Origin of the sequence: Halomonas sp. OfavH-34-E (assembly GCF_024124525.1) — a bacterium.
GTDB classification, from domain to species: Bacteria; Pseudomonadota; Gammaproteobacteria; order Pseudomonadales; family Halomonadaceae; genus Halomonas; species Halomonas litopenaei.
Window position 1 is genome coordinate 83,650 of the sequence record NZ_JAMXRY010000013.1, and the last position, 17,943, is coordinate 101,592.

Below are 17,943 nucleotides of genomic sequence, written 5' to 3' on the forward strand. Positions count from 1 at the left end.
ACCACCACCCGAAACGCAGCGAGGCGCCCGAAGGCGCCTCGCTGATGTCATCGTGCTCGATCAGGCGATCGAGACGGACTCGGTCAGGGCAGACTTACTGCCACTCACCCAGTTCCACACGACGGTTTTCCGCACGACCTGCATCGGTGTCGTTGGTCGCGATGGGCTGCTCTTCACCGTAACCGATGGCACGCATGCGGTTCGGCTGAACACCCTGGCTCGCCAGGAAGCGAGCAACGGAAGCGGCACGCTCCTGAGACAGCTGCTTGTTGTAGCTGTCGGAACCGACGCTGTCGGTGTGACCTTCGATGCGCACGCCGACGTTCGGGTTGGCGCGCAGACGCTCGGCAACACCAGCCAGAACCTGCTCAGCCTGAGCGGTCAGGACGGCGGAGTCGAACTCGAAGTTCACGTCACGCAGGACCAGGTCCTTCTCGCAACCGAGGGAGTTGACCTCGACGCCAGCCGGAGTACCCGGGCACTGGTCCTGGAAGTCCGGCACGCCATCGTTGTCGGAATCCAGCGGGCAACCCACTGCGTCCACGGCGACACCGGCCGGAGTACCCGGGCACTGGTCGTTGGCGTCGTAGACGCCGTCACCGTCGGAATCCTTCGGAGCGTTCATCGGCTCCTTGTTCGGCTCGGCACACAGCAGAGCGCCAGCCACGGTGCCGACGGTCGCGCCGACAGCAGCGCCGGTTTCCTCGTCGTCATCGCTGGTGGTGCCGTAGCCGATACCACCGCCGATCAGACCACCAGCGATACCACACACCATCGGGTGCTGGTACCACGGCTTGGCGTCAGATGCGCTCATGCCGGAGGAGGACTGAGAGGCGGAGCTGGCGCAGCCGGAGAGGCCGACAACCAGTGCAGAACCGAGCAGCAAGCCAGTCGTTGATTTTTTCATGTAAGACTCCTTCTTCTATCTGACACTCAATGCTGAATACGGGTAACCCTGTTCTTCAGCGGGTCCAATGTTGTGCCGATCGAGAAACAGGATAGGTACCCTACTTCCTCATAGGCAAGAAAAGCATGAAATACAGCGCCTAGCCAGTCTATTAGTCGCCAATATCTCAACGTCTTCTGCCAACGGCCCATCGTGCAAGACAATTGCTGCACGACCAATCCCTTGCAGGCGATATCATGACGTATCGCTTCTGTACAATCAAACTAGCACAGGCGATACCCGCCCGTCATTCACTTCATCGAACAGTGTTCGAGATCGCTCAATTGAGAGAGTCGGGGTAACGGGCTTGAAAATCCAGCGCAGCCTGTGCCGCAGCCAGCACATCGTCGCGATTCGCTTCTTCCACGGCCAGTCGCTGCTTGTCTTCAGCGAACCGCTCCTTGGGCGTAAGCTCTTGACGAGCCTGATGTGTGTGCAGATGACGGGTCTGTTCGTAGACCTCGGCAAAGACTCTGAACTCGCGCCGCTCAAGCAGTGCCGGATCGATGATCTCGAACAATACTTTCAACCGCCAGCAGCCTTCGGTCACATCGACCTGACGCTGCAATAGCGCCGACGCAACCAGACCGAGGTTTTCCAGGCCATTTTCCCTGGCACGACGTTCCTCGTCCCGAATCACTCCCTCTCGGCGCCGCACCTCATTCTTCAACGACCAGGCGTACCACGCCAACGCGGCAATGATGACAATGCCAAGCCCGAGCAAGGCATAAGCGAGCGTCGTGGACATGCAGCCCCCTGTGCGATGGTCAAAGGGGGCATTCTACACATCTACCAGAGAGGCTGAACCATCCATCGCGAGAAAGACCGGTGACTGCCGTCTGCATTGTTGCCACCTGCCGATGACACTCCCGTGACACCGAACCGTTGAATGACGGCAAGGGCTATGCAGGACTCAAGGCGATACTCAGATAGTGATCCAGCAACAAGGCCAGAAAGACGCCAAGCAGATAGCGTATGGAAAACCAGAAGGCCTGCAAGGGCGCCTGTTCGTCGTGTCCACGCCAGACCCTGAGATTCCACTGCATGAAGCGTAGATTGAGCACACAGACGCTGACCAGATAGAGCCAGCCACTCATGCCGATGGTGAACGGCAGCAAGGTGGCCGCTACCGTCAACCAGCCATATAGCCAGACCTGCAGTCTGGCAAAGGCGAGGCCATGGGTTACCGGCAGCATCGGTACGCCGGCCTCGGCGTATTCATCGCGCTTGTAGATCGCCAGCGCCCAGAAGTGCGGCGGCGTCCAGGCAAAGATGATCAACATGAGCAGCAGCGGTTCGGCTCCCACTGTCCCGGTCACGCTGGTCCAGCCCAGCAGTGGCGGCGCGGCACCTGCGACACCACCGATGACGATATTCTGCGGCGTGGCCCGTTTCAGAAATACCGTGTAGATCAACGCATAACCGACCAGCGACCACAGCGTAAGCCAAGCGGTCAACGGATTGACGGTCAGCGCCAGCAGCGCCACCCCCGAGGTGGACAATGACAGCGCCCAGGCCAGCGCCAGTGGCGTCGACAAGCGACCGGACGCCAGCGGGCGCCGCGAGGTGCGATGCATCCGCGCATCCAGCTTGCGATCCACCACGTGGTTGATCGCCGCCGCCCCGGCGGCGGCCAGTGCAATCCCGATAAGCCCGCACACCATGGCGTTAAGCGCAGCTGGCGATATCGCACCGGGGATCGCCAGCAACATCCCCACCAGGGCGCATACCAGCATCACCATGACCACTCGCCATTTGCACAACGTCAGCAAGTCACGCCATAGCGGATGGGTCGCTGCACCCATGGCCTGTGCATCACGCATGGAGCCACCCTCCTCTGGTCTGGCGTTGACGTCCCTTCACCGCCTGTCTTGAATGGCGCTGCTTCCACGCTACCAGGGTAAAACTGAAGACCAGCAGTACCGCGCCGGCAGTATGCAGAAGCGCCAGGCCCAGCGGCAGCCACAGCAGCACATTGGCGATACCCAGGGCGACCTGCAACGCCGTCGCCCCGGCCAGCGTCAGCAGCCAGGGCCGCATCTCACGGCGATGCCAGCGACGGATCACCACCAGTGCCAGCGCCAGCGTCAACGCCAGCGCTCCCAGCCGATGGGCCAGATGGATCGTCGTGCGTGCTTCGGCGTGCAGGGCCCCGTGCAGATAGTTGGGACCCACCGTCTGGGTAAGGTGGAAGCCCTCACCCCAGTCGGTGTCGGGAACCCACTGGCTATTGCAGGTGGGAAACCCCTGACAGGCGATGCCCGCGTAGTTGCTGGAGGTCCAGCCCCCCAGCGCCAGTTGCAGTACCAGCAGCATGGTGGCCACCCCCATCAGCGCCCCCAGTGGTCGGGCAGCGAGCGCCGCCTCCCCCCTGGCGACACGACGCAGGCGCAGATGCAGCCAGATGAACAGCGTCATCACCGTGAGACCACCCAGCAGGTGAAGGGTTACCACCTGGGGCCACAGCTTGAGGGTCACGGTGTAGGCACCGAAGGCCCCCTGCACCATCAAGGCGGCGAACAGCATCAGCATCAGACGCCAGGGAAACCCAGGCTTGCGCCGCCTGGGCCAGGCCAGCACCAGCAGGGCCATCACCATGACCCCGAGACATCCGGCCAGGTAGCGATGAATCATTTCCATCCAGGCCTTGGATGCCTCCAGCGGTGCATCCGGACTATGCAGCAGAGCGCTGCTTGCATCGGGCACGACCAGCGCCCCATAGCAGCCCGGCCAGTCGGGACAACCCAGCCCCGCATCCAGCAACCGGGTGAAGGCACCGGCCATGATGACCAGGGCGGTGAACAGCGCCCCCACAAGACTCAGGAGCCGCAGCGTCGCCAGGCGTCGATCATTCATGGCGCACCTCCTGGCGGGCGTCTTCGCTGGCACCTTGGCTGTCGTTCAGACTGACCAGTTCGGTGGCACCTTGCGTAGCCTCGGCCTCACCGGGATCTTCGCCCAGGGCAGCAAGCGGTGGCTCGGGGTTGCGCTTGAACAGATGCTCGATGTCGTCCATCACCGCCCGGGTCTCCACCCCGGCAGGATAGGCGACCGCCACCCACCCCTGGGGGTCAAGCAGCCATGCCTGCCCCTGACTGGCCCACTCCGGCGACTCGGTCCAGGTCACCAGCGACTCGCCAGGCAAGGCGGCAGCGTCTCCACCCACGCGCACCCGACTCAGACGATGGGCGTCCTTGCCCAACGCCCGGTGCAGGCGCCACCAGCGATCCGCGTCTTCGGCGCAGCTATCGCCGCAGTCGTAGGCCAGGGTCCAGGCATGCGCCGCGACCTCCCCTCCACGATCGCGACTGGCAATGTCTGTGCGCTCAAGAGCCGGCCACCGGGATAGCGGCGGCACATCGGCATCAAGCGCCCCGTGTGCGGTACGGTTGTCGGGAATGCCGATACGGAACTCGACCATGCCCCAGGCAAGCGCCATGGGCATCACAAAGATCGCGATCAGTGCGACCAGCTTCAGCCGCTGCCACCCCATCGTCGTCATCCTCGCACCTCCACTCCTTGCGTCGACACGTTCGGTCCTGTCGTGTCCGCTGGGCTATCGGGTATCTGTTGTTCTCGCGTTAGTGTCGTGCTCTCGCGCTAGCCTCTTGCCCTCGCCGATGTCGCTTGTCTTTCGACCCTTTCCTGTCTTTCGCGGCGTTATTGTCTTCCGCAGTTTTCTTTCGCGGTTTTCTTTCGCGGTCTTGCCATCTCACGGCCTTAGCGTTCTTGCCTGGCGGACATATCAACAATTGACCTTTCAGCGCTCGTGACGCCCGCCCCGCAAAGATCGCGATAGAGTCGTCGACCTCCAAACAGCAGCGCCAGCAGCGCCACCAACGAAAGCCCCCACCACTGCAGTGCATAGGCCAGATGTCGCTCTGGTGGCATGACGTTAGGCGTCCACCAGTCCTCCAGATGCCCGGGACCCTGGCGCTGATGCAGCCAACCGGCAAAGCTGAACTCCTCGTCCCAGGCTCCGAGTTCGATGCGCTGCAGTCGCGTGCCTTCGAGGTTGTCACCGAACCGCGGCGTACGCCGGCCATCCGCCTGCCAGTCACCGCTCAGCGACACCAGCCCCTTCGGCGTCTCTGCGTAGGGCGCCTGGCGCGACACCCCTGTCTCGAGAAAGCCGCGCTCCACCAGCCACCGCTGTCCCTCGACGTCGACAAAGGGCGTGAGCACCGCTACCCCGAGTCGATTGCCGAGCATCCGATTGTCCAGGTAGAGGGTTTCGTCGGCCTGAAAGACGCCTTCGAGCGACAGGCGGCTGCCGTCCGGCGGCAATGTCCCTGGCATGTTCAAGGTCGGTGCCTCGGCAAGGTTTGCAAGATAGTCGCGCTTGCCGGCGGCGCGCTCCCACTGCCATAGTCCAAGGCCGATACCCAGCACCATCAGCGCTGCACACAGCAGGCACCAGGCCACCAGCCGACCCGGACCACACCTTTTTCCCTCACTCGAACGGACTCTCACCATGCTGCTCAAGATCCTGATTCTGATCGTGTTCGTGGCCATGCTGGCCAGTCTCGCGGCCGGGGTCGGCTTCCTGCTCAAGGACGACAGCCACTCACGCCGCCTGCTGGTCTCGCTCAAGATCCGGGTAGCCCTGGCCGCCCTGCTGCTGGCGTTGCTGGCCTATGGCTTCGCCACCGGAACGATCGGCTGAGCGGCCCCCACGCCGCCTGCCTCAGAACACGTAGACAAAGATGAACAGCCCCAGCCAGACCACGTCGACAAAGTGCCAGTACCAGGCCGCCGCCTCGAAACCGAAGTGGTTGTCGCCACTGAAATGGCCCTTGCGGATACGCATCAGGATGCTGGCCAGGATGATGGTGCCGATGATGACGTGAAGGCCATGGAAGCCCGTCAGCATGAAGAAGGTCGAGCCGTAGATGCCCGCCTCCAGGGTCAGGCCCAGGTGATGGTAGGCTTCGTAGTACTCGACCCCCTGGATGATGATGAAGAAGGTGCCCAGCAGCACCGTACCGAACAACCAGTTGTGGGTAGCGCGACGCTCCCCCATCTTCAACGCTTCGTGGGCGACCGTCAGGGTAATGCTCGAGGACACCAGCAGCAGGGTGTTGACCAGCGGCAGCTGCCACGGGCTCAGGGTCTCGGTCGGCCCCGAGATGGCGCTGTCCGGTGGGTTCTCCAGCGGCCAGCTGGCGGTGAAGTCGGGCCACAGCAATGCCGACACGCCCTTGGCACCTTCACCATCGAGCCATGGCAGCGCCAAAGTCCGCACATAGAACAGCGCACCGAAGAAGGCGCCGAAGAACATCACTTCCGAGAAGATGAACCAGCCCATGCCCCAGCGGAAGGACCGATCCATCTGGGCGTCATAGAGCCCTGACATGGACTCCTTGATGACATCCCTGAACCACAGCACCATCACCGCCAGGATGCCCACCAGCCCCGCCAGCATGATCGGCGACCCCGCCGCCCCGTGCACCAGCCAGGTGCCCCCGCCGACCATCATCACGCCCATGGCCAGGGAACCGAGGATCGGCCACTTGCTGGTCGCGGGTACGTAGTAGCTGCCACCACTCATGCTTCACCTCCTGGATCTTCGCCAGACGCCGGTCGGCGTCCCTTGTCACTGCCCGGTGCGCCGTCGGCCACCGTCGCCACCGCCACGTCCGGTCCCTGGTCCTGCGGGTAGAGCGTGTACACCAGGGTCACGGTCTTGATCTCTTCGGGGAGATCGCGGGTCAGTTGAAACACCAGTGGCGCCTCGAAGCTCTCCCCCGGCGCCAGCCGTTGATTGTCGAAACAGAAACAGGCCAGCTTGCGCAGATGTAACGACGCCGGAGATGGGGTCACGCTGGGCACCGCCCTTGCCACCAGCGCCTGGTCACCCAGATTGCGAAAGGTGAAATACACCTCCGTGCTCTGCCCTGGGTGAACCCGAACCTGGCGACTGTGGGCCTCCAGCTTCCACGGCAGTCCCGCACTGCCACGAGTCACGAACTGCATCGTCACCGTGCGTTCGGTATCGACCTCTTCGTGCACCAGCGTCTGAGCGCTGGTCGAGGTCTTGCCGTTGAGCCCCGTCACCTGGCAGAAGACGTCATACAGCGGGACCAGGGCAAACGCGAAGCCAAACATCCCCGCCAGCACCACCAGAGTCTTCACCACGGTTCGTCGAACCTGGGGACTGCGATCCTCGACGACGTCCGTCATGGCGACACTCCCGACTCAGTGCTCCACCGGCCGATACTGGGGCGGGTGCTCGAAGGTATGCAGAGGCGCCGGGCTCGGCACCGTCCATTCAAGATCCTCGGCGCCATCCCAGGCCTTGGCCGGCGCCTTCTTGCCGCCCCGCACGCACATGATCACGATGACCACGAACAACAGCTGCGAGAAGCCGAACATGAAGGCACCGATACTGGAGAGCATGTTGAAGTCGGCAAACTGCAACGAGTAGTCGGGAATCCGTCGCGGCATGCCGGCAAGCCCTGAAAAGTGCATCGGGAAGAAGGTCAGATTGACCCCGATCATCGACAGCCAGAAGTGCCACTGGGACAGCCGCAGGTGCGGGTAGTGGCCGGTCCACTTGGGCAGCCAATAGTAGACCCCCGCCATGATCGAGAACACCGCGCCGGGCACCAGCACGTAGTGAAAGTGCGCCACCACGAAGTAGGTGTCGTGGTACTGGAAGTCCGCCGGCGAGATCGCCAACATCAGCCCCGAGAAGCCACCGATGGTAAACAGCACCACAAAGGCGATGGCGAACAGCATCGCCGGCTCGAAGCTGATCGAACCCCGGAACAGGGTGGTGATCCAGTTGAACACCTTCACCCCGGTCGGCACTGCGATCAGCATGGTGCTGTACATGAAGAACAGCTCCGCCACCAACGGTAACCCCACCACGAACATGTGGTGTGCCCACACCAAAAACGACAGGATGGCGATGGAAGCGGTGGCGTAGACCATGGAGGCATAGCCGAACAGCCGCTTGCGGGCGAACGTCGGAATGATCACCGAAACGATGCCGAAAGCCGGCAGGATCATGATGTAGACCTCGGGATGCCCGAAGAACCAGAACAGATGCTGGAACAGCACCGGATCACCACCGCCACCGGCATTGAAGAAGCTGGTGCCGAAGTTGATGTCCATCAGCATCATGGTAACCACCCCGGCCAGCACCGGCATTACCGCGATCAGCAGGAAGGCGGTGATCAACCAGGTCCAGACGAACAGGGTCATGTCCATCAGGCGCATGCCCGGTGCGCGCAGGTTCAGGATGGTGGCGATGATATTGATCGCCCCCAGGATCGAGCTGATACCGGCGATGTGCAGCGACAATATAAAGAAGGTGGTGGACGGCGGCGCGTAGGTGGTGGACAGCGGCGCATAGAAGGTCCAGCCGAAATTCGGCGCCCCACCCGGCATGAACAACGTACTCAACATCAGGGTAAAGGCGATCGGCAGCAGCCAGAAGCTGAAGTTATTGAGCCTCGGCAACGCCATGTCCGGCGCCCCGATCTGCAGCGGCACCATCCAGTTGGCCAGCCCAACGAAGGCCGGCATCACCGCGCCGAACACCATGATCAGGCCATGCATGGTGGTCATCTGGTTGAAGAACTCGGGCTGCACCAGCTGAAGACCGGGCTGGAACAATTCGGCCCGCACCACCAGCGCGAAGACCCCACCGATCAGAAACATGGTCAAGGAGAAGATCAGATAAAGGGTACCGATCTCCTTGTGATTGGTGGTCAGTACCCAGCGCATCAGACCGCCTGGGCGATAGTGATGCTCGTCGTGTCCCGCCGAGCTGGCCTCGGAGGCCGACGACTCGAGTCGATGCTTGGGAGGCAGTGACGCCATGGCGAAGATCTCCCCTGTTGGCCGCCTGCCTGACTCTTGGCGGGCGTCGATGGTGCGTTCAACGTGACTCCTGAGAGCCCCCGGTTGCTCGGACTGGTCGTTCGTCGACCATCCCTTGTTCGCTATTCCCTTGCTCGTTCATCTCTTGTGCTTGCATTTCCCGGCACCTGAACGGCTGCTCCAATCGCGATCCCGACAGCCGTTCGTCCGGCTACTCGGACAGCATGTCGGCGATATCGGCCGGCTGGGTCACCTCGCCTGTCTCATTACCCCAGGCGTTGCGTTCGTAGGTGATGACGGCGGCGATCTCCACCGGATTCAGGGTGGTGCGGAAGGCCGGCATGGCGGTACCCGAGACACCATTGACGACGGTATCCAGATGGCGCTCCGGCTCGTCCAGCAGTGCCTGGTTGCCCGCCAGCGCCGGGAAGGCAGGCGGCAGGCCACTACCATCGACCTGGTGACAGGAGGCGCAGATGGAGCCGTAGACCTGCTCGCCACGCTCCATCAGTTCGTCCATGGACCACTCGCGATCCACCCCCTGGGCCTCCTGGGCAGCAGCGGCCTTGCGCTCGGCCAACCAGGTATCGAACTGCTCCTGCTCGACCGCCTCGACCACCACTGGCATGAAACCGTGATCCTTGCCGCAGAGTTCCGCGCACTGGCCGCGATAGATGCCGGGCTCGTTGATGCGCACCCAGTTTTCGTTGACGAAGCCTGGCACCGCGTCCTGCTTGACCGCCAGTTCGGGCACCCACCATGAGTGGATGACGTCGTCGGCGGTCAGCAGCAGGCGTACCTTCTTGCCCACCGGCAGCACCAGTGGTTCATCGACTTCGAGTAGATAGTTTTCCCCCTTCTCGCTCTCGCCGGAGATCTGCTCGCGGGGGGTCGCAAGGTTGGAAGTAAAGTCGACATCTTCACCCAGGTAGCTGTAGTGCCAGCGCCATTGCTGGCCGGTCACCATCACATCCAGGTCGGCGTCGGAGGCGTCGTACATCTTCTTGAGCGTGGCGGTAGCCGGCACTGCCATGCCGACCAGAATGAGCAACGGCAGGGCCGTCCAGATCACCTCGACGGTGGTGTGCTCATGGAACTTGGCGGCCTTTGCGCCCTGGGAGTGACGATAGCGGAACAGCGAGTAGAACATGGCGCCGAAGACCACCACGCCAATGATCACGCAGATCCAGAAGATCGTCATGTGCAGCGAATACACCTCACGACTGACGTCCGTCACCCCGACCGGCATGTTCCAGTCGGACGCCTGGAGGTGCCCTCCGAGTCCTGCGAACAGCGTTCCCGCAGTCATCCACACATGCCGCATGCGCATCGATGCCTCCTGGAGCTCGTTGTTATCTTGTTCGCTCGCCAATGGCTCGAGTATAGAAGAGCCTGGTCACTGCCCCGCCTGTAGCGGGCCGAGCCGTCAACGCAAGACGCCACCCTGCCAACGGGTCACTCAACCCGCCGCCAGGGTGGCGATCACGATCAGAATCACGACAAACAGCACCCCCATGAGGATGCCTACGACGATAAAGCTGGACGCCTTGCCGGTGGTGAAGTCTTCCTGACGCCGGGACTCGCGTTGCACGCCGAAAAACGCGGCGAGTACCGACTTGATGGTCTTCCACATCTTGACCTCCGGCCCAATCCCTTCGCTTGACCATAGTTCAGCCGGAGACAATTTGCGTTGCGCATTAGACGAAGGTCAGAGTCCGAATATCGCCACAATCAGCGGCAGCAAAAAGGCGGTGATCAAGCCCGTCAGCCCCATGGCAAGGCCAGAGAAGGCGCCGGCCATGGCTCCCAGCTTGGCGAACGCCTGGGCCGTACCAAAGCCGTGGGCGGAGAGCCCCATGGTAAAACCCTGGATCACCGGGTCCTTGATGCCGAGTAGACGAAAGATGAACGGCCCCAGCGCACAGCCGATGGAGCCGGTAATCAACACAAGCCCCGCCGCCAGTGACGGAATACCGCCTATCTTCTCCGCCACCCCCATGGCGATGGGCGACGTTACCGAGCGCGGCGCCAACGACAGCACGGTTTCTGGCGCCGCCCCGAACAACAGCGCAATGCCAAGGGTCGAGGCCACCGCGGTCACGATACCCGCGCCGCAAGCTACCAACAGCGGCAGCAGTAACTGACGCACCCGCTCGCGATGGTCATACAGCGGGATGGCCAGCGCCACCGTGGCGGGCCCCAGCAAAAAGTGGATGAACTGGGCGCCCTCGAAGTAGGTGGCGTAGTCGATCCCGGTGACCAGCAGGAAGGAGATGATCAGGGCAATACTCAGGGTTACCGCGTGAAGCAGCGGCGTGCCGCCCAGCCACTTGTTGATGCGCACCGCCAGGGCGAAGGCCAACAGCGTGACCAGCAGCGACAACAGCGGATTGCCAGACAGATAGACCCATAGCTCATCGAGTTCGGCCACATCCATTACTGACCTCCCCGGCGAGCAGCCAGCCTTGCCATGACCCAGGCGGTGACCGCCAGGGTCAAGGCCGTGGACAGCACCAGCGTCGCCGCAATGGCGAGCCAGTCATCGGCGATCAGGCGGCCATGCACCATCAACCCGACACCCGCAGGCACAAACAACAGCGTCAGGTAACGCAGCAGACCTTCCCCTGTCGTACGCAGGCTCTTCGGCACCTTGCCGCGAATCGACAGCCCGATCAGCAGGATCACCATTCCGATCACCGGCCCGGGTATCGGTAACGTCAGCCCCCGCGCGATCAACTCGCCGGCGAACTGACACGCCAGCAGTAGACTCATCCCCAGAATCAGCGGCATTCCCTGGTCCTCCTCGTGTCCCATTGCCTACCATTAGTGTGTCAGAGCACGGACAAAGTGGGCAGCGCTGACGCCCGGGGCTGGTCAATTTCCAACCAATTGAAATAAAAGCGCAAAAGGGGCTTTTCATTTTGAAATGAACGCGCTAGTATACGCCTCGTCTTCGGGGGACAGGCCAGACGGTCACACAACCCGTAGGCCAAGTCGGAGCGTGGCGCAGCTTGGTAGCGCGTTGCAATGGGGTTGCAAAGGTCGCAGGTTCGAATCCTGTCGCTCCGACCACTGAATTCAAGAATGACGGTCACCTTGCTCATCAGAGCGGTGGCCGTTTTTCGTCGTTTTCGCCCCCCCCTTCTCATCGCATCGAGTTCACACGTGGGCACCGCCTGAACTGACCCCACTCCGCTTTTTACTCCGCTATCGACAGCACTACCTCCTGCACTATCCACTCGGCCCACTTGCTACTTTCACCCTTCTCGCTTTGTCCTCCTCGTGGCGTCGTTACATCGCGCTGTCTGGAGCCGATACCCCTGCGGGACCCAGGCTGCTACCGCGACCTGCGCTCAGTGCCTCTATACCGCCAGCCGCCGCATCGAACGGTCACCGTAAAGTGCTGGCGATCGGATACTACCAATGCTATATATTAGCCTGCTCTTATTCGACAAATGATTGAATTCTCTGGCGTTTCATACCCGACATCTGCCGGCCAGCGGATACAAGGCAGCAGACGGGGTAGACCTGCTCGTCTCGAGCAGCCGCCAGGGCGAGCAGGAATGGCCGGCAGGAAATCGACGCACAGCAGTGGCTGCGTCTCACGACACCAATCAGGAACTGACATGAACTACCGACTGATGTTTCAGCTTACGGACTCCCTGAACACCAAGTCCCTCGAGCCACTGTTGCTGAAACCCACGCCACTGGAAATGCCGGAGCACCAGATCGACTCCTTGCAGGAAGTTCCAGCCACCGATGATCTGATCGAGCTCCCCTTTACCGCAGAAGAAGGCGAAAAAACCAGCCTGGTCTATGTGCAAGGCAGGGTTGTCTCCACCAAGAAGACCTTCACCATCTCCGATGGTGGTGAAAGCGCCAGGTGCCTGGTGACCTGCTTCATCGAACCCAATCGCGTGGTGCAACAGGGCACAGGCGAGCTGATTCTCGAACCCACCATCAACAACATCGATGAGATGCTCTGATCTGCGATGCAGCAGGCCGTCGGCAGCGCCTGCAGGATTACAGGTGCGCCGACGGCCTTTCTTCGACGCCCTGAAGGCGCGCAGCCAGGCGAGTCACTATCTCGTTGTAGTCCCTGCGAAGACCACCGGCACAACGTCGCCGACATCACCGGCAGGAAGATGTCGTCAGTGGTGCTCCGGCAGTTCCTGCAACACCAACCACGACCACCAGAGGACGCTTATGCCCAACAAGACCACTGCGGTCGTCCAGTGGATACGGCGTGAGGCTGGGCCGCTGCTGGTTGCCAGCATCTTCCCGCTGCTGCTGATCGTCTACTTTTTCAAGGAAGGTTTCTCGATCAAGGTGCTGGCGCTGTTTCTCGCCCTTCCGCTGGTGGTCTATCTGTCGCTGAGTGTCGCTATCTGGCTGTGGTTCGTGGTCAGAAACCGAGACTCTCGATAAGGACTCCGGGATCGCTGCCGCTCAGCGCGGGCAGGAGGTACTGATCTGCAAGAACGGGAAGCCGGTCGCGCGCATTGAAGCACTGAAAGATCAAGGACTTGATCTGGATGAGCTCTACGGACTGACCAAGGGTCGTATCGAGGCGAAGGCTGGCTGGGATGCTCCGCTGGAAGAGGACGTCATCGAAGCGTTGTTTGATGGAAATCATCCATGAAGCGCTACCTGCTCACTATCGATCTTTGGCTCTGGCCGACTGAATGGCTGCCCGCCGATGGCCTGATAAAGCGCTACGACCCGGAACGCCGCTATATCGCCCCGGTCGATGAACTGTTGCCATCTCGGTAGTGCTCGGCAAGACGCCCCTCGGCCGAGGCCGACATTTGCTCACTCCCATCGAAACGCCTCTTCATCACAGACGAAGCCTACCTTGCGATGTTGGTCTATAGATGATGCCCGTCTACGACCAGACACGGTGGTCATCCGGTGATGGTGATCCCCGCCGCCGCATCCATTAGGCTATGCCGAGACGTCCCGACGATGCCTTGGCGTGTGCTGCTCAAGCTAGCGCCGACACCGCCTCGGGCTGCCACGCCTTCACGCAGTACAGAGAACTCGCCATGACCGATACCACCGCCGCCTCGGGCTTGATCGTCCTGCAGGGCAACCGTATGGAGGATCTGCGTGATCTGACCCTGAAGTGGCTGGGGCGGCGCCCGCTGCATCCGCTGGCGCGCACCCTTTTTCTGGTGCAGAGCAACGGTATCGCCCAGTGGCTCAAGACCTCCATCGCCGAGCGCCAGGGCGAACCGGGCTACGGCGTCTGCCTCGGCACCGACGTTGCCCTGCCCGCGCGCTTTCAGTGGCAGGCCTACCGCGCGGTGATCGAGGCGGTGGAAGGCCCAGGCCAGGTGCCGACCACCTCTCCCTGGGACAAGAGTCGCCTGCGCTGGCACCTGATGAAGCTGCTGCCCGAAGCCCTGGACGACCCGCTGTTCGAGCCGCTGGCGCGCTACCTGCGCGAGGACGATGAGCAGCGCAAGCGTTACCAGCTGGCCGAGCGCCTGGCTGACCTGTTCGATCAGTACCAGGTCTATCGCGCCGACTGGCTCACCGCCTGGGAGGCCGGCAACGATGTGCTCACCCTGCCCGGTAACCGTGTCACAGAGGTCCCCGATGACCAGCGCTGGCAGCCGGCACTGTGGCGCAGGATCAGCGACGCCCTGCCTGCCGACCAGCGCCACAGTCACCGCGGCGCCGTGCACCAGCGCTTCAAGCGGGCCGCCGAGCAGCTGACCCGCGAGGTCGAACGGGGCGAGACGGCCTGCCCCCCGGAAATACCGCCGCGTATCGTGGTGTTCGGCATTTCGTCGCTGCCCCAGCAGACCCTGGAGGTGCTGGCCGCCCTGTCCAGCATCAGCGAGGTGGTGCTGTGTCTGCTCAACCCCTGCCAGTTCTACTGGGGCGAGATCATCGAGACCCAGGAGGTCCTGCGCCGCCACGTGCGCCAGCGCCGTCGCCAGGGCATGCCGGCGGAGCTTCACCACTCGCTCGAACAGCTGCATCTGCACGCCCATCCGCTGCTGGCGGCATGGGGCAAGCAGGGCCGCGACTACCTGCAGCTCCTCAGCGAACACGACCACACCGACGTGGAGGCGTTGAGCGCCCTGCTCGACGACTCGGTGGATCTGTTCCTGGCGCCGCCCACCGACACCCTGCTGGGCCAACTGCAGGACGACATCCTCAATCTGCGCCCACTGGCGGAGACCCAGGCCGAGTGGCCAGCGCTTGATCCCGAGCACGACCACTCGATCCGTTTTCATATCTGCCACAGCCCTCAGCGTGAACTGGAGGTTCTGCACGACCAGCTGCTCGAGGCGTTCGCCGAGGATGCGACTCTCGAACCCAGGGACGTGATGGTGATGGTGCCGGACATCAATGACTACACGCCCTATATCGACGCGGTATTCGGCCAGTTCGCCCCGGGCGAGAAGCGCCACCTGCCCTACCACGTGGCCGACCAGCAGGAACGCCATCGCGAACCCATGCTGGTGGCACTGGAGACCCTGCTGTCGCTGCCGCGTCTGCGCTTTCGCGCCAGCGAGATCCTCGACCTGCTGGACATCCCGGCCATCCGCACGCGCTTTGGCCTTGGCGAGGGGGACCTTTCCACCCTGCAACGCTGGATTCGCGAGGCCAACGTGCGCTGGGGCCTCGATGCCTCCCAGCGAGCCGAACTCGGCCTGCCGGAACACGACGAGCTGCACACCTGGCGCTTCGGCCTGGAGCGCATGCTGATGGGCTACGCCGTGGGCGAGGCCAGCGACGACGGCGAGGACTGGGGCGACATCGTGCCCTACGACGAAGTCGCCGGCCTCGACGCCACCCTGGTCGGTCCGCTGTACCGGCTGATCATGACCCTCGACGAAGTTCGTCAGAGCCTGATCGAACCCAAGACCGCCAGCCAATGGGACCAGATTCTGGGAACCATGCTGGAGCGCACCTTGGCCCCCGGCTCCAGTGCCGAAGAGGCCTTGCTCGGGCGCATCCAGGGGGCGCTCGAGACCTGGCACGAGGAGGTCGACTCGGCCGAGGTCGGCATCCGCCTGCCGCTGGCGGTGGTGCGTGAAAGCTGGCTGTCGCGCATCGACCAGCCCCAGCTATCCCAGAGCTTCATGATGGGCCGCATCACCTTCGCCACCCTGATGCCCATGCGCGCAATCCCCTTCCGCCACGTCGTGCTGCTGGGCATGAGCGACGGCGCCTACCCGCGCCGCGCCGAGGCCATGGACTTCGACCTGATGGCCATGCGCGGACACTATCGCGCCGGCGACCGCTCCCGGCGTGACGACGACCGCTACCTGTTCCTCGAGGCACTGCTGTCAGCGCGGGACCGACTGACCATCAGCTGGTGCGGACGCAGCCCCCAGGACAACGGCGAGAAGCCGCCCAGCGTGCTGGTCGGGCAGCTGCGCGATCACCTCGGCAAGGGCTGGCGCCTTCCCGACCAACCGCCCCACGATGAGCGCTCGCTGGCCGAAGAGCAGCAGATGACCGAGGCCCTGCTCACCGCCCTGACCACCGAGCACCCGCTGCAGCCCTTCGGCGCCGGCTATTTCCTGGCGGGCTCGCCGCTTTATACCTACGCAGACGAGTGGCAGACCCTGCACCAGCGTGATTCTCGTCACTCGGACCCGATGACGGCCACCTCAGCCGATGAGCCGCTACCACCCTGGCGCCCCGAGGGCGCCATCGGCCTGTCGCAGCTTTCTGGCCTGCTGCGCGATCCCGTCGGCGCCCTGTTCCAGCAGCGCCTGTCCACCAACATGCGCGACGAACAGACGCTGAGCGACGACGACGAACCCTTCGCCTTCGCCGGCCTTGCCAGATGGCAGCAGCGCGAGGCCCTGGTGCAGCCGCTTGGCCAGCGTCTGGCCCACGACCGCGCCTGCGACCCCGCCCTGTTGATCGAACGCCAGGTCCAGCGCCAGCAGCGCGCCGGCCACTACCCGCCGCCACCGGTGGGCCCGGTGATCCGCCGCCAGTTGCTGGAGCGAATCCCCGACGCCCTCGACCACTACCGCGAACTGCTCGAGCGCTATCCACGCTCGCTGGAGCGGGCACCGCAGCTTCGCCACGACAGTCGCCTTCCCTTGCCCGACTCGAGTGAGACCCTGGTACTGGAGGACGCCCTGTCCCACCTGCACGCGACCGACTCTGCCCCCTCCTCCGGGGCCAGCGACGAGGGCGACGCGGGTGCGGGTGAGGTCGCCCGCATCGTGCTGTTGACCAGCCAGATCCACCAGGGCGAGCATTTTCACTGGAGCCAGATTCTGCGCCACTGGCCGGCGCACCTGGCGCTGCAGTGCCTCTACCCGAATTCGCCGAGCCATCTGGTATCACCCAGCGGCGTGCTGGAGATCCCCGGCATGCCCCGCGAACAGGCCGCAAGACGCCTGGATGCGCTGATGCAGCGCTGGCTTGCCGCCATGCAGGGGGCCACGCCTTGCCACCCCGACATCGCCTTCGCCCTGCTCGAGGAATACCCCGTGGCAGAGGATGCAGCCTGGCCACCGGCAGACGCCCAGACGTCAGCTACATTGCGCAAGGCCTGGGAGCAGGCCTGGGAAAAACTGCCGGAGCGAAGCCCGCTGCTGCTGCGTGAATTTCCAAGACTCGACGCGCTGATCGGCGCCGAGGGCTTTGCCGAGGCCTGCCGTGAGCTCTACGCCGACCTGCATGGCTGGATCAGCACCGCGCGCAGCGCTCGCAAGGGCTCAGACAAGGGCTCTCACAAGGGCTCTGATAAAGCATCGGGCAAGAGTAACGCCACCACCGGGAAGAAATCCGCATGAGCCTGCCGTCCGACCTTTTTTCCACCGACGACCAGCCGCCTTCCCCGGACAACGCCGGCCAGACACCGCTGCCATTGGCGCTTCCGCTGCAGGGCAGTCAGTTGATTGAGGCCAGCGCCGGCACCGGCAAGACCTTCACCATCGCGCTGCTCTACGTGCGTCTGGTGCTGGGCCACGGCCAGCCGGACAACCCGGCGAGTCGACGTGACAATGGCTTCAGCCAGCCGCTGGTGCCGCCGGATATTCTGGTGGTGACCTTTACCGAGGCCGCAAGCCAGGAGCTGCGCGATCGTATCCGGGCGCGCCTGGTCCAGGCCGCCGAGGCCTTTCGCGCCGGCGACAAGGACGACGGCTCAACCACCGCTCCGGACGACGGCCTCGCCGAGC

Annotated in this window: 19 protein-coding genes and 1 tRNA gene; 7 read left to right on the forward strand and 13 right to left on the reverse strand. The window is 63.2% G+C overall.

Annotated features, from left to right (window positions below):
• Nucleotides 1-94 precede the first annotated feature (94 nt).
• The 6 genes from NH448_RS07950 to NH448_RS07975 form a co-directional block, all read right to left on the reverse strand.
• The gene (locus NH448_RS07950) at nucleotides 95-907 is read right to left on the reverse strand and encodes an OmpA family protein (RefSeq protein WP_045991498.1); all 813 of its coding nucleotides are present in this window, start codon (nucleotides 905-907) and stop codon (nucleotides 95-97) included.
• Nucleotides 908-1,226: 319 nt separating this feature from the next.
• A complete protein-coding gene (locus NH448_RS07955; protein WP_045991499.1) occupies nucleotides 1,227-1,694 on the reverse strand; it encodes a DUF2489 domain-containing protein in 468 nt (155 codons plus the stop codon).
• A gap of 154 nt (nucleotides 1,695-1,848) precedes the next feature.
• Nucleotides 1,849-2,769: a heme o synthase gene (gene cyoE / locus NH448_RS07960; protein ID WP_045991500.1), complete on the reverse strand. Its 921-nt coding sequence runs from the start codon at nucleotides 2,767-2,769 to the stop codon at nucleotides 1,849-1,851.
• Entirely contained in the window at nucleotides 2,762-3,802 is a 1,041-nt protein-coding gene (locus tag NH448_RS07965) for a COX15/CtaA family protein (protein WP_045991501.1), read from the reverse strand. Before NH448_RS07965 ends, cyoE begins: the two co-directional genes overlap by 8 nt.
• Nucleotides 3,795-4,448, reverse strand: a complete 654-nt coding sequence (locus NH448_RS07970) for a hypothetical protein (protein WP_204248914.1) — start codon at nucleotides 4,446-4,448, stop codon at nucleotides 3,795-3,797. The genes NH448_RS07965 and NH448_RS07970 overlap by 8 nt, the downstream gene beginning before the upstream one ends.
• 218 nt (nucleotides 4,449-4,666) lie before the next feature.
• Entirely contained in the window at nucleotides 4,667-5,422 is a 756-nt protein-coding gene (locus NH448_RS07975; protein ID WP_253028659.1) for an SURF1 family protein, read from the reverse strand.
• Between NH448_RS07975 and NH448_RS07980 the strand changes: the two genes are divergently transcribed.
• The gene (locus NH448_RS07980; RefSeq protein WP_045991503.1) at nucleotides 5,421-5,612 is read left to right on the forward strand and encodes a DUF2909 family protein; all 192 of its coding nucleotides are present in this window, start codon (nucleotides 5,421-5,423) and stop codon (nucleotides 5,610-5,612) included. The two genes, NH448_RS07975 and NH448_RS07980, sit on opposite strands and share 2 nt — an antisense overlap.
• Nucleotides 5,613-5,633: 21 nt before the next feature.
• On the opposite strand, the gene NH448_RS07985 is transcribed toward NH448_RS07980, so the two are convergent.
• The 7 genes from NH448_RS07985 to NH448_RS08015 form a co-directional block, all read right to left on the reverse strand.
• Nucleotides 5,634-6,497, reverse strand: coding sequence for a cytochrome c oxidase subunit 3 (locus tag NH448_RS07985; RefSeq protein WP_045991504.1), 864 nt, complete (start codon nucleotides 6,495-6,497; stop codon nucleotides 5,634-5,636).
• On the reverse strand, nucleotides 6,494-7,129 hold the full coding sequence (locus NH448_RS07990) for a cytochrome c oxidase assembly protein (protein WP_083970215.1): 636 nt from the start codon (nucleotides 7,127-7,129) through the stop codon (nucleotides 6,494-6,496). The genes NH448_RS07985 and NH448_RS07990 overlap by 4 nt, the downstream gene beginning before the upstream one ends.
• Nucleotides 7,130-7,144: 15 nt before the next feature.
• Nucleotides 7,145-8,776: a cytochrome c oxidase subunit I gene (gene ctaD, locus NH448_RS07995; protein WP_045991505.1), complete on the reverse strand. Its 1,632-nt coding sequence runs from the start codon at nucleotides 8,774-8,776 to the stop codon at nucleotides 7,145-7,147.
• Between the two features lie 211 nt (nucleotides 8,777-8,987).
• On the reverse strand, nucleotides 8,988-10,100 hold the full coding sequence (coxB, locus tag NH448_RS08000; protein ID WP_045991627.1) for a cytochrome c oxidase subunit II: 1,113 nt from the start codon (nucleotides 10,098-10,100) through the stop codon (nucleotides 8,988-8,990).
• Between the two features lie 135 nt (nucleotides 10,101-10,235).
• Nucleotides 10,236-10,409 (reverse strand): DUF2970 domain-containing protein, encoded by a 174-nt coding sequence (locus NH448_RS08005; protein WP_083970217.1) that lies wholly within the window; start codon nucleotides 10,407-10,409, stop codon nucleotides 10,236-10,238.
• Between the two features lie 75 nt (nucleotides 10,410-10,484).
• The gene (locus tag NH448_RS08010; RefSeq protein ID WP_045991506.1) at nucleotides 10,485-11,213 is read right to left on the reverse strand and encodes an LrgB family protein; all 729 of its coding nucleotides are present in this window, start codon (nucleotides 11,211-11,213) and stop codon (nucleotides 10,485-10,487) included.
• Nucleotides 11,213-11,566, reverse strand: coding sequence for a CidA/LrgA family protein (locus NH448_RS08015; protein ID WP_045991507.1), 354 nt, complete (start codon nucleotides 11,564-11,566; stop codon nucleotides 11,213-11,215). Before NH448_RS08015 ends, NH448_RS08010 begins: the two co-directional genes overlap by 1 nt.
• Before the next feature lie 205 nt (nucleotides 11,567-11,771).
• On the opposite strand from NH448_RS08015, the gene NH448_RS08020 reads away from it, so the two are divergent.
• From NH448_RS08020 to NH448_RS08040, 6 genes are all read left to right on the forward strand, one after another.
• Nucleotides 11,772-11,848, forward strand: a tRNA-Pro gene (locus tag NH448_RS08020).
• A 554-nt stretch (nucleotides 11,849-12,402) separates the two neighbouring features.
• Complete coding sequence (locus NH448_RS08025) at nucleotides 12,403-12,762, forward strand: hypothetical protein (RefSeq protein WP_045991613.1); 360 nt, start codon at nucleotides 12,403-12,405, stop codon at nucleotides 12,760-12,762.
• A 220-nt stretch (nucleotides 12,763-12,982) separates the two neighbouring features.
• Nucleotides 12,983-13,204: a hypothetical protein gene (locus NH448_RS08030; RefSeq protein WP_045991614.1), complete on the forward strand. Its 222-nt coding sequence runs from the start codon at nucleotides 12,983-12,985 to the stop codon at nucleotides 13,202-13,204.
• 210 nt (nucleotides 13,205-13,414) lie between these two features.
• The gene (locus NH448_RS23540; RefSeq protein WP_275041598.1) at nucleotides 13,415-13,549 is read left to right on the forward strand and encodes a hypothetical protein; all 135 of its coding nucleotides are present in this window, start codon (nucleotides 13,415-13,417) and stop codon (nucleotides 13,547-13,549) included.
• Nucleotides 13,550-13,821: 272 nt separating this feature from the next.
• Nucleotides 13,822-17,556 carry an exodeoxyribonuclease V subunit gamma gene (gene recC, locus NH448_RS08035; protein ID WP_253028660.1) on the forward strand — a complete coding sequence of 1,245 codons (3,735 nt, stop codon included), beginning with the start codon at nucleotides 13,822-13,824 and terminating at the stop codon, nucleotides 17,554-17,556.
• Nucleotides 17,553-17,943: UvrD-helicase domain-containing protein (locus tag NH448_RS08040; RefSeq protein WP_253028661.1), on the forward strand; the 391-nt coding region annotated here is incomplete at its 3' end. The genes recC and NH448_RS08040, both read left to right, overlap by 4 nt.